This is a genomic window from Ruania albidiflava DSM 18029, assembly GCF_000421225.1.
Lineage (GTDB): Bacteria > Actinomycetota > Actinomycetes > Actinomycetales > Beutenbergiaceae > Ruania > Ruania albidiflava.
This window is the reverse complement of the sequence record NZ_ATWL01000012.1, coordinates 1-10,811: the sequence shown is the minus strand read 5'-3', so window position 1 is coordinate 10,811 and position 10,811 is coordinate 1. Positions and strand designations below refer to the sequence as shown.

15 protein-coding genes are annotated in these 10,811 nt (G+C 67.0%); 6 read left to right on the top strand and 9 right to left on the bottom strand.

Going from position 1 to position 10,811, the window contains the following annotated elements:
• Window position 1 precedes the first annotated feature (1 nt).
• Window positions 2-625: a hypothetical protein gene (locus K338_RS0113730; protein ID WP_022918745.1), complete on the bottom strand. Its 624-nt coding sequence runs from the start codon at window positions 623-625 to the stop codon at window positions 2-4.
• Window positions 622-1,017, bottom strand: coding sequence for an SANT/Myb-like DNA-binding domain-containing protein (locus tag K338_RS0113725; protein WP_022918744.1), 396 nt, complete (start codon window positions 1,015-1,017; stop codon window positions 622-624). Before K338_RS0113725 ends, K338_RS0113730 begins: the two co-directional genes overlap by 4 nt.
• Window positions 1,018-1,073: 56 nt before the next feature.
• Here K338_RS0113725 and K338_RS0113720 point away from each other — a divergent pair, with 56 nt between their 5' ends.
• On the top strand, window positions 1,074-2,264 hold the full coding sequence (locus K338_RS0113720; RefSeq protein WP_022918743.1) for a PEP/pyruvate-binding domain-containing protein: 1,191 nt from the start codon (window positions 1,074-1,076) through the stop codon (window positions 2,262-2,264).
• 143 nt (window positions 2,265-2,407) lie between these two features.
• Here K338_RS0113720 and K338_RS0113715 read toward each other — a convergent pair whose 3' ends face one another.
• A complete protein-coding gene (locus tag K338_RS0113715; protein WP_022918742.1) occupies window positions 2,408-3,550 on the bottom strand; it encodes a threonine synthase in 1,143 nt (380 codons plus the stop codon).
• Window positions 3,551-3,637: 87 nt separating this feature from the next.
• On the opposite strand from K338_RS0113715, the gene K338_RS0113710 reads away from it, so the two are divergent.
• On the top strand, window positions 3,638-4,003 hold the full coding sequence (locus K338_RS0113710) for an RNA-binding S4 domain-containing protein (protein ID WP_022918741.1): 366 nt from the start codon (window positions 3,638-3,640) through the stop codon (window positions 4,001-4,003).
• Between the two features lie 69 nt (window positions 4,004-4,072).
• Here K338_RS0113710 and K338_RS0113705 read toward each other — a convergent pair whose 3' ends face one another.
• Both K338_RS0113705 and K338_RS0113700 read right to left on the bottom strand, forming a co-directional pair.
• On the bottom strand, window positions 4,073-4,417 hold the full coding sequence (locus K338_RS0113705) for a hypothetical protein (protein ID WP_027286835.1): 345 nt from the start codon (window positions 4,415-4,417) through the stop codon (window positions 4,073-4,075).
• A gap of 23 nt (window positions 4,418-4,440) precedes the next feature.
• Window positions 4,441-5,484, bottom strand: coding sequence for an NAD(P)H-dependent flavin oxidoreductase (locus K338_RS0113700; protein WP_022918739.1), 1,044 nt, complete (start codon window positions 5,482-5,484; stop codon window positions 4,441-4,443).
• A gap of 181 nt (window positions 5,485-5,665) precedes the next feature.
• Here K338_RS0113700 and K338_RS25210 point away from each other — a divergent pair, with 181 nt between their 5' ends.
• The 4 genes from K338_RS25210 to K338_RS22740 all read left to right on the top strand — a co-directional run bounded on the left by K338_RS25210 (window position 5,666) and on the right by K338_RS22740 (window position 7,547).
• The gene (locus tag K338_RS25210; protein WP_084481196.1) at window positions 5,666-6,244 is read left to right on the top strand and encodes a TetR/AcrR family transcriptional regulator; all 579 of its coding nucleotides are present in this window, start codon (window positions 5,666-5,668) and stop codon (window positions 6,242-6,244) included.
• 15 nt (window positions 6,245-6,259) lie between these two features.
• Window positions 6,260-6,730 carry a hypothetical protein gene (locus K338_RS0113690; protein WP_022918737.1) on the top strand — a complete coding sequence of 157 codons (471 nt, stop codon included), beginning with the start codon at window positions 6,260-6,262 and terminating at the stop codon, window positions 6,728-6,730.
• A 158-nt stretch (window positions 6,731-6,888) separates the two neighbouring features.
• Window positions 6,889-7,089, top strand: a complete 201-nt coding sequence (locus K338_RS0113685) for a hypothetical protein (protein WP_157612458.1) — start codon at window positions 6,889-6,891, stop codon at window positions 7,087-7,089.
• Window positions 7,090-7,244: 155 nt separating this feature from the next.
• Window positions 7,245-7,547: a hypothetical protein gene (locus K338_RS22740; RefSeq protein ID WP_157612456.1), complete on the top strand. Its 303-nt coding sequence runs from the start codon at window positions 7,245-7,247 to the stop codon at window positions 7,545-7,547.
• Window positions 7,548-7,575: 28 nt separating this feature from the next.
• On the opposite strand, the gene K338_RS22735 is transcribed toward K338_RS22740, so the two are convergent.
• From K338_RS22735 to K338_RS0113660, 4 genes are all read right to left on the bottom strand, one after another.
• Complete coding sequence (locus K338_RS22735; RefSeq protein WP_022918734.1) at window positions 7,576-9,450, bottom strand: AAA family ATPase; 1,875 nt, start codon at window positions 9,448-9,450, stop codon at window positions 7,576-7,578.
• Window positions 9,450-9,929 (bottom strand): ABC-three component system middle component 2, encoded by a 480-nt coding sequence (locus K338_RS22730; protein ID WP_022918733.1) that lies wholly within the window; start codon window positions 9,927-9,929, stop codon window positions 9,450-9,452. The genes K338_RS22735 and K338_RS22730 overlap by 1 nt, the downstream gene beginning before the upstream one ends.
• Entirely contained in the window at window positions 9,922-10,431 is a 510-nt protein-coding gene (locus K338_RS26635; RefSeq protein ID WP_051154825.1) for an ABC-three component system protein, read from the bottom strand. The genes K338_RS22730 and K338_RS26635 overlap by 8 nt, the downstream gene beginning before the upstream one ends.
• Window positions 10,432-10,508: 77 nt before the next feature.
• Window positions 10,509-10,811, bottom strand: a 303-nt coding sequence (locus K338_RS0113660) for an ISL3 family transposase (protein ID WP_022918732.1), incomplete at its 5' end; no start/stop codon positions are given.

Below are 10,811 nucleotides of genomic sequence, written 5' to 3'. Positions count from 1 at the left end.
ACTAGGACCCGTCCCGGGTGATGCCCAGCGTCGCCACCAGGTCCTCGTGCAGCTCGAACCAGACCCGGTGGCAGGAGTCGACGTCGGACCGGTCCACCCAGTCCCGCTCCCCCGCCTGGGCGCGCTGCAGCGCCGTCTGGAACCGGTCGTCGTAGCCGGCGAACCTCGGCAGCACGGCAGCAAGCCTGGTCACCAGGTGCGTCAGGTCGTGGCTGAGCGCCCCGAGCTCGCCCAGGACGCGACGGTCCCAGACCGGGTCGTCGTGGTCGTTGACGGCGAGGGGCTCCTGCGGCGTCGGCCGGATCTGCCAGTCCGTGCAGGCACGCAGCAGCCGCGTGTTCAGCGGCAAGAACGCGGCGTAGATGGCATCCAGCCCGCCGTCCCCATCGGCCCGCTGCCGCTCCAGAGCAAGGATGCGCTCCCCCTCGGTGCGGCCGGCGTCGGTGAGGGACCAGCCGTACAGGTCGGCGAACCCGGTGTGCTGCAACCAGCCGCGGGCCTCGGCGTCGGCCAGTGCGGTGGCCGCCTCCTGCACCGGCAGCCGCGCACGGATCGCCACCTCGGGAGTGTCGGCGAAGCCGAGCAGCCGGACGGCATGCAGCACGGGCACCTGGGTGCTGCTCACTTCGCGTCCGCGGTTCGGGCGGCGAGCCGGGTGAAGTGCTGCTGGCAGGCCTGCGGGGAGCGGAAGCCCATCGCGTCCGCGATCTGTGCCCAGGTGAGACCTGCGCTCCGGGCGAGGAACAACAGACCCGACTCCACGCCGTCGACCTCCGCACGAGCGGCCGGCAGCAGGGCGAGCGCCGCACGCAGGTCCTCCTCGTCGAGCTCACCGCCGCGCCAGAGCGCGTGCTGGGTGAGGTCCACAGCGGTCGGCGGCACCGGCGGTGGGCGCCATGGGCGAGGCTCGAGCTGGTCTGCACCGCGATCGAGGAGACGCTGGACGGCCGCCTGCTCCTGCCTCGCCCGCGTCTGGTCTGCGCTGGCGTCGGCTTCCTGCTCCTGCTTGCGTTCCATGACGCCACCATGCAGAATCAACGAACCATTGTCAATGTTTCATTGATTGGGGTCCGGTGCTCATTCCGCTCAGCGCAGCCCGGTCTGCCACCTGCGGCGGCAAGGCCGCAGCCCTGGGAACGCTGCTGCGTGCTGGGCTGCCGGTGCCAGACGGCGTCGTGGTCCCCTTCGACGCGCAGCAGGGTGGGGTGGAGACCTGCGGGGCGCCGCCCGCTGGTCTGAGCAGCACGCTGCAGGGCGAGCTGGCCCAGGCGCTGACCGCGTGGGGCGATCCGCATGTGGCAGTGCGCTCGTCGGCTGCGACCGAGGACACCGCCGAGGCATCGGGGGCCGGGCAGTACGAGAGCCTGCTCGGTGTGCACGGTGCGGTGGCGGTCGGCCAGGCGGTCCAGCAGTGCTGGGCGGCCGCCGGCGCCGTCCACGCGGCCGACTACTGGGCCCACCTGACCGGTGCGGCGTCCCTCGAGCGCCCGGCGATGGCGGTGATCGTGCAGCAGCTGGTCGATGCCACCGCCTCCGGGGTGATGTTCACCCGAGGTCCGGACGCGAGCACCAGGATCGAGGCGTCCTGGGGGCTGGGTCTGGCAGTGGTCGGCGGCACGGTCACACCGGACAGCTGGCAGCTGCGTCCCGGGCAGCCGGCCGAGGTCCACCTGGGTCGCAAGGCGACTCGGGCCGACCGGCGCGAGCGCGGCACCGGCCTGGCCACCACGCCGGTACCGCGGGCACTGCAGGACGTCCCGGCGATCAGCGAGAGCACTGCCCGCACCCTGGCGGCCCTGGGCGAGGACGTGGCGGCGGTCCTCGGCCGGCCGCAGGACATCGAGTGGGCGGTAGCAGGCGAGCAGGTCTGGTTGCTGCAGTCCCGCCCGGTGACCGCGGCCCCTCCCCCGCCGCCAGCCCAGCTGGCCCGCCAACCCGGCCGCGCCCTGACCGGCACCCCCGGCGCCCAGGGCACCGCGCGGGGGCCCTCCCGTGTGCTGCGCAGCATCGCCGAGGCGGGGCGGGTGGTGCGTGGGGACATCGTGGTCTGCCGGCACACCGATCCGGCGTGGACGCCGCTGTTCCGGGTCGCCGGCGGCATCGTCACCGAGACCGGTGGCGTGCTCTCCCATGCGGCGATCGTCGCCCGGGAGCACCGCATCCCGGCTGTGCTCGGAGTGCCAGAGGCCACCAGCGCCATCCCGGACGGGAGCACGATCGCCATCGACGGCACCGCCGGGTCCGTCACGCTCTCGTCCACCTGACCAGGAAGGAGGCGGGAGCGCTCGGGCTCCCCGGCTGAACCAGCTTCCCCCCGGAGCTGCGCTGGACCGGGTTCCCGCACGCGGCGCGACCGTGATCGCTGCGGCGTGGCTGCCACCGCCGCCGCACGGGCGGGACCGCCGGCTCAGTCCCGCAGCGGCTCCACCAGCTCGGCCACAGTGCTCCCGGCCTTCAGCCCGGACCCACTGAGCACGACGACGGTGCTCTCCTCTGGCCGGATCGTCCCGGCTGCTCGCAGCATCGAGCAGGCAGCCGCCGCAGTGGCGCTGGTCGGCTCCACGAACAGGCCCCGCCGGCAGAGCCGTTCCAGTGCGGCGACGATCCGGTCCTCGGGGACTGCGATGGTGCCGCCGCCGGTGCTGCGCACTGCGGCCACCATCTGCGCCAGCCGCAGCGGCCGGGCGATGGCGGTGCCCTCGGCGACGGTCGGTCGCACCGGCCGGTCCACGGGTGTGCCCACCCCGGCGGTCACACTGGCATCCAGCGGGGAGCAGTGCAGCGGCTGGGCGGCGAACAGTCGCGGCATCCGGCGGATCTGCCCGGCGGTGAGCAGCTCGGAGAAGGCCAGGGAGCAGCCGAGCAGGCTGCTGCCGGCACCGACCGGCAGGATCACGTTGTCCGGTGCCCGGAAGCCGAGGTCCTCCCACAGCTCGTAGCCGAGCGTCTTGGTGCCCTGCAGGAAGAACGCCTGCCAGTTGTGGCTGGCGTAGAACGCTTCGCCGGACTCGGCGATGCCGATCGCTGCCTGCTGGGAGGCCTCCCTCGGGCCGGGCACCAGCTCGACGTCGGCGCCGTAGGCACGCACCTGGGCGATCTTCGCCGCCGAGGTGCTCTCCGGTGCCACGATCGTCACCTGCAAACCACCGGCAGCGCCATAGCCGGCCACCGAGGATCCGCCGTTGCCGGAGCTGTCCTCGACCACAGCGGCCACACCGCGCTCGCGCAGGTAGGAAAGCATCACGCTGCTGCCGCGGTCCTTGAAGCTCCCGGTGGGGTTCAACCACTCGGCCTTCACCAGCACCCGGCCCGCCTCTCCCCAGTCCTGCTCCAGCAGCGGTGTGCACCCCTCGCCGAGGGTGATCGGTGCGGTCAGGTCCACAGGCAGGGCCGCCCGGTAGCGCCACGACGAGCGCTGGGTGCTATCGATCTCGTCCCGTCCGATCCCGGGCCCAGGGTCGATCCACAGCGGCCGGCCGTCCGCCGAGCACCAGCGCGGCTCGTCCAACGGATAGGTGCTGCCGTCGAAGGGGTCCAGGTAGTGGGTCACCCGGCCGAATCTACCGACCCTGCCTTTGGTACCGCTCCCCGCGGCCCTGCAGTGACGACATGCACCTCCGGGCCGTACCCTCAGAGCATGGCCGACTCGGTGCGCGTGGACTCCTGGCTCTGGGCGGTGCGGGTGTTCAAGACCCGCACCCAGGCGCAGGCGGCCTGCCGTGGCGGGCACGTGAAGATCGACGGCGAAAGCGTCAAACCAGCGACGCTCGTGGGCCCCGGGACCCGGATCATGGTCACGGCACCGGACCGGGAGCGCACAGTGGTGGTGCGTGAGCCGTTGCGCAAGCGGGTGGGCGCACCGCGGGCCGCACAGGCGATGATCGACGAGACACCACCGCCCCCGCCGAAGGTGGAGCAGCCGGCCGTCCCTCGCCGCGAGCGTGGATCGGGGCGGCCGACCAAGCGGGAACGCCGGCAGATCACCCGGCTGCGCGGGTACTGAGGGGAGGGCGCTGGCCCTCCCGGTCTGCGTTCCTGCACCGTGGCCCCCGCTCCAGCACGACGGCGGAGCTCACCTGCCCTTGGCCCTCGCCCGTTGACGCTTGCGGTACTCCTTGTAGAACCGGGGGCCCCACAGGAACGGCAACACCATGCCGATCATGCCGCCCAGGGCGCCGATGACGATGAACAGGTACGAGAGCCCCACCAGTCCCTCGGGCAGCGCCCGATAGAGTCCGACGCCGAACACCACGACCCCCGCGCCCGGGAAGACACCCATGGCCATGCTGTCGCTGCCGTAGATGTCCTGGTACCACCACCGGGCCACGTGAGACCGTCCCCGCCAGCTCCACACGAACAGCCAGAGCAGCAGTCCGCTGCCGACGAAGAACCCGATGGTGAGCAGCACGTCCTTCATCATCAATCCCTTGGTAGGCCATCCTAGAGGCCGGCGCGCAGCTCTGCTAAGACCTCAGCGGTCTCCGCATAGCGGGTCAGGCCGGCTCCTTGCCCCACCCACAGCGACTGCAGGGTGCCGATTCCCTCTCGGTTGGCGACTGCGCGGAACTGGCCCGTGAGCCAGTTCTGCGCCGGGAACGGCGCGATCTGTCTGGCCTCGGAGAGCACCTCGACCGCACGGTTGGGCACGCCCCGGGAGAGCCGGCCGCTCATTGCCGTGGTGAGGATCGTGCCGGTGTCACCGGCGGCAGCGATCGCCTGCCGGTGCGCCTGGCTGGCAGCGGACTGCCGTGTGCGCAGGAAAGCGGTGCCGACCAGCACGCCGTCGGCCCCGAGCGCGAGCGCGGCGGCGACCCCGCGCCGGTCGGCGATGCCGCCTGCAGCCACCACTGGCACCTCGACAGCGTCGACCACCTGCGGCACCAGCGCGAACGCGCCCACCAGGGAGTCTTCTGCGGGGCGGAGGAAGGAGACGCGGTGGCCGCCGGCCTCACTGCCGGTGGCGATGATGGCGTCCGCGCCGTGCTCGGCGAGGTGCACCGCCTCCGCCACCGTCGTCGCAGTGCCCAACACCCGGATGCCGACCGTCTTCAGCCGGTCCATCACGCTTGGGTCGGGCAGGCCGAAGACGAAGCTGACTACAGGCGGGGCCGCCTCGAGAATGGCCTCGATCTGGGTGTCGAAGTCCGGGAGGAACTTCTCCGGCGCGTCCGGGAGCGGCAGACCGACCTCGTCGAACAGCAGCTTGGCCGCGGCCCGGGCTGGGGCGAGGTCGACGTTGCTGGGGTGTACCTCGTCTCCGGTGGGCACCCACAGGTTCACCGCGAACGGTGCGGAGGTCGCCGCCCGCAGCGACGTGATGGTCTCGGTGATGCGGTCGGCGTCGTAGCCGTACAGGCCGTAGGACCCCAGCCCACCGAGGTCGCTGACCGTGGCGGTCAGCTCCACCGAGGACACCCCGCCGAAGGCGCCGAGCAGGATCGGTTCGGGGACTCCGAGCAGGTGGGTGAGACGGTTGGTGGCCATCGCTCCTCCGAGCGCCCGGAATCAGGTACAGCCGTCAGGATACGGCGAACCGCGAACTGCCCGGATATACGCCGCCCTCCACGCCCTGACCGAGGCACTCGAGGAGCTGCCCTCTAAACAGCATTGACACTCCATTCTAACACCGTTAGGTTGTCCCAGCATTGTGAGAGAGGAGCTTCCGATGAGTCCGGCTCAGCGGATCGACAGGACCGCCGTGGTGGCTGCGACCTTCGAACTGATCGATCACGCAGGTCTCGCAGGACTCACGATGCGCGCACTCGCTACCAGGCTGGGCGTCCAAGCGGCTTCGCTCTATCACCATGTCGCGGGCCGAGACGAACTGTTGCGTCTCGTTGCAGACAGCGTCGCTCAGACAGCTCTCGCACGGGTGTCGGCTACACCTGATTGGCGGGCGCTTGCGCGCGGACTGGCTGATGGGATGCGCTCCGTCCTTCGAGAGCATCCGGGTGCAGCGCAGATCGTCGCCGTCCAAGAGGTCTCACCAGCAGTGTTCGATCCGGTCATGCCGCTTGTCAACGACGCATTTCTCCCCGCTCTCGATATCGATGACGAGACTGCACTGCACCTGCTTCAGGGCCTGATTGTGCTCGTGGTGGGGCTCGCGTCGGCCGAGTGCGGCAATGTGCCGAACCCACCGGCCGCGCCCGCCGTCTATTACGACACCTGGTACGAGGTAGCAGTCGAAACGTTTCTCGACGGCGTCCAGTTCCGCTACCGCCCCCAGGCTCCCCGCGCCTGAACGGAGAACCATTGCATGTTCATTACCGCTCTCGTCCTACTAGCATTCGCATTGGTCTACTTTCTTGTGACAACCATCGTCGATCTCTTCCCTTTCAATAACGCACGTGTTGCGACACACGCGGAACGCCGCGCAGAAATTGCCACCAATGCGCCAATCTTGACCGTCCCGATCATTTTGGTCGCCTTTGCCGCCGCACGGCACCTGCCCGCACTCGCGTATGTCGGTGGCGCCATTGAATTGGTCGTCGCCGCAGGCGGTGTCGTCTTGTGGTGGCTTCCATACCTCGTGGGGATCAGCGTGCCTTGGGCCACCGCAGGCACCGACCAGTCCTGGAGCGAGCTACATACCCGCACCTACGCGCATACGGTCACCGTGCTGCCAGCCATCGGGGACAGACCTCGTCCGAATCTTGAGCACATGATCCTGCACTCGCTCCTCATCGCAGGTGGCGTAGTGGCCATCCTCGCTGGCACCACCATCTGAGGTGACGGCACTCGAGCACGGCCCAGCCGCACGGCAGGGACAATCCGGACGGTGCGACCGCGATCAGACCCCGTCCGAATCTAGATGTTCTATGCCGCGAGGTTGGTGACAGTGTTTGGGGTGCAGCGGCCCTCGCAGGCGACATGCACGCCATCTACATGAGCATCGACGACTCACTACGCCGGATCGCCAACCAAGCCTTCTTCGACATGCTCATCGTCCACGACGACACCATCCACAGCGAACCCAGAGTCCCGTTCAACGCGTTCTTCCCGGACGTGCAGACTCTCGCCCTCCGCCACCGCCAAGGACGGAAGGCGGAGTCTGGAACTCAAACCGGTGATGTCGCTGGTTTGTGAACAACGACCTTCTGGTGGAGGTAGCGCGACAGTGCTCTAACCTTGCCCCGGCTCTACAGTTGGCGGTCTCGTCGCATCGGGCGATCCGGCGTCGCCGTAGGTCGGCAGGGTCAGGCCCGGCCTTCTCGCGGCCCTTGCCGCGACCAGTTCCGCAGTTGACGGCGGCGATGCTGGATGAGGCAGAGCGCCGCTACAAGGACGGCGAGATCCTGCGCGTGATCGCGGGTGATCTGGGGATGAGCCGTCAGCGTCTCGCTGAGCGGTTGCGGGCGCGAGGTGTGCGGTTGCGCCGTGAGAAGCCGTCATCTGAGCAGGTGCGCGAGATGTGCCTGCGTTACGAGCAGGGCGAGTCCTTGGCGAGGGTCGGCGAGAGGCTCGGCTTCAATCCAAGTTCTGTTCGGGTGTACCTGCTCCGCGCGGGGATGGCGCTCCGCGATCCCCACGGCCGCGAACGTTAGGTGGAACGGGCCTCGCCGTTGCCGCCGGTCAGCCTTCGATCACGAGGGTGTCAGTGGTCTCCGCGCCGTCGACGACAGGCAGGAAGCCGTACCTTCCCACGTCGATGTATTTCGTAAAGCGGATATCGCGCGCATCGGGTCCGAGAGGATCCAGCGGATCAGTGTTCTCCATGACGATAATCTGGCCGTCAAAGTTGGCCTGGATGTCACGGTAAAAGGCCCGGATAACGCCCTCCGGTGGCTCGCCGTCGGCGTCTATTGATTGATCGGGTGGCCGGTAGGTGACGAGGGGCGAGTCGAGCACGACGAATTCAGGGTGCGGCAGCTCCCGGTCAAAGCAATACTGGGCGAGGGCGAGCGTAAAGGCGGCGTGGAGAACTGCGCGTACTCCCTTGCCGTGCGCCGAGCGCCGTTGGTCGCCCGCGATAATGTCGAGTTCGTTTCGGTCATAACGAACAGATGCTGCGGACGGGTAGTCCCATTCGGCGAGGCGCTTGGAAATCTCCGCCGAGAACTCCCGTACGGCGGTGAGGCTCAATCCCGCAACCGCTGTTGCCACCTCCGCTTCAGTCTCGTCAGCGATCCGTCGAATCATGTCCTCGAAGGTTTTGACTTGCCCATAGAGGCCGAGGTGTTTCTCGATCTCGCTACGCTTCGCGAGAAGTTCCCGGAGGTTCCCCTCCTCTGGGTTCATCCTCGCGTCCAGATTCTCGATGCGCTTCTGTAACGAAAAGGCTTCTCGACGAGTCGTCTTGATCGATGTGCGAAGCACCTCGGTTCGCGCATCGAGGCTCTCGATGGTCACGCGAAGATCATCCAGAAGGCCCTGGGTTTTCCGAGTCTCGGATTCGACGGCGGCGCCGAAGCTGGTCGCATCTCCCTCACAATCCAAATTGAGATGCTGACTGGCCGGTTCTGCACCGCAGAAGACACAGGTCCCGCGCCTAAAGTACCCAAGCAGGTTCCCGGCCTCTGCGATCATTTCGAGGCGTGCCAGATCACTCTCGTACTGCTTCTGCAAGAGAGTGAACCGCTGGCGGAGCGCCGCCGCATCTGAATACTCCGACCGCTGGGCGTTGTCGGCGGACTGAAGTTTGCTGTGCGCAACGAGGAGCTGGCCACGCTGTTCCGTGAGGCTACCGATCATCGTGCTGTGCTCGTCAATTGTGCTGTTCAGCTTGCCGAGCTGCGTCGTAAGTTCTGTCGGCTCAGCAACGTCTTGGAGCTGCGACTCAAGTTGGCTGAGCATCCTCTCGACAACTTCCTGCCGAGCGCCGCGCAGCCGCTTCTGCTCTTGTGCCGAGGGAACCGCAGTCAACGCAGAGTCGTCTTCTCCCGTAAGAAGGAGCTTGAGAGCCGAGACTTCCTTGGTCTTGTTGACTGGGTTGCCGCTGAGGCCAGGGGCTTCTTCGGCCTGCATCTCTCTCTCACCGATGAGGCACAGGCGGGTCAAGTCGCGGAAGCTGAGCATGTGAGTCTCGTTCCGCGCGTTCTTCCGCACCTGCTTCTCGTCGAGACCAACCTGGTCGAGGAGGAACCGGGAGATGTTCTTCGTGCTCGTTGCGCTGTGCTTCGCCGCGAGCGTCTCATCCGCGGGGGTCGAGGGCTCGACGCGGATGTCGGATCGGTAGAGGGAGACACTGCCGCCGTCCACCGACCGTGCGAGCGTGATGCGTTCACCGGTGGGGAGTTCCAGCCCGAGCAGGACGCGACTGTACCCTTCCCGCTCCGGGATCTCCTTGAGCTCCTTGGCGCCGAGGACGAAATCGATCGCATCGACGATGAATGACTTGCCGGTGTCCGAGGGCCCATGGATGACGGTGACGTGCGGGCTGAAGTCGACCGAGGCCGGGGCGGCATTTGTGCCGGTGAATGTCAAGTGCGAAAGCGCGAGCCGTCCCATCAGATGTCGTTCCCGCTCTCGTGTTGCATGACTTCGAACTCTTCGGCCCAATGCGAAGAGATCTCCCTCATGCGCTCTCGCAGGCGCGCGTCATCAACGGCGCCGAGTTCTTCAACAACCCAGTGCGCACGGTCGTGGAGTGCGCGCGCGTACTCAGATTCAAGGAGCTTCAGGAAGCTCTCGGAGCTCTCGCTAGCCCAGAACTCGATACCACTGTCCTCCGGTGACATCTCGGCGAGTCCAGCTCGGATCATGACATGGAGGCCATCTTCGATGTGCTGTCGTTTCACCCCGAGCTCACCGACTCGTACGGGGATAGGAGGGTGGAGGCTCTCGGGGCCGTTGAGGTCCGCGCTGTGTAGTAAGCCGTGGTCGAGGAGGACAAGGCGGTTGATATCCAGATGAGCAGGAAAAGCTTCGACGAGGATCATCAGGACACGCATCCCCACTTCAAGAGGACTGTTGAGGGGATTACTCATCGACTTCCACCCACGTCAGCTTGTCGGCGTTGGCTAGCTGGTGGCAGATACCTTGACGGTCCTTGAGGTTCGACATCGAGATAAGCGTGTGGGCGCCAAGGTCGAGTTGGCCAGACTGTGTAAGCAGAGCTCGGAGTCGGGAAAGGCCACTGGAGTGATTCGCTTCTGCGGTATCGATTACGCCGATGTAGACGTCGTCTTGGAGCAGTTCATACGTACCGTCGGGCACCGAGTCCCTCGCGTACAGGCGAAGCGCTTCGGCGGAATAGAAGGCCTCTCGCTGCCTCTGGAGGTGCGGACCGTGCTTGGCATGCGCAGCGACCGATTCGACATCGGAGCAGGATGCGGGGTCCTGCTCGTTATAGACGTCTACAAGCTTCCTTACATAGATCGCTTCGCTTGGCGCAGGAACTTCCGGGGCCTGTTCGACCGGAGGTCGAGCAGGAAGCGCAGTCCCAAACCTTGCGGCGAAGTACTGCGTCTTCCGATGTATGTCGAGCATCTCGTTAAGTTCGAGCGACTGGAAGATCGAGAAGTCAGTGGATTCGGCGAGTTCACGAATTGATGGCTCTTCCGGATTCAGAGTGCGTTGATGCGGGCGGCGAGCTGGCCAGAGTGTAGGAGGCAGCGCAGGACGTAGTGGGTGAAGTTCCGAAAGCCGAGGGCGATCCCGCGCAGGTGCTCCAGTCGTCCGTTGATCGCCTCGACAGGCCCATTCGAGGCTCCCTCGTGGTCGAAGAACGCCAAGATCTGGTCTCGTTTGCGCCACAAGGTGCGCCCGAGCTGGGCGATCTCCTCCAGCCCGTCGGGCAGCCCACGGCGGAGCTTGTCGATGAGGGTGGCCATGAGCTTCTTGCCGGTGCGCCGGTCAGGGTGCTGATA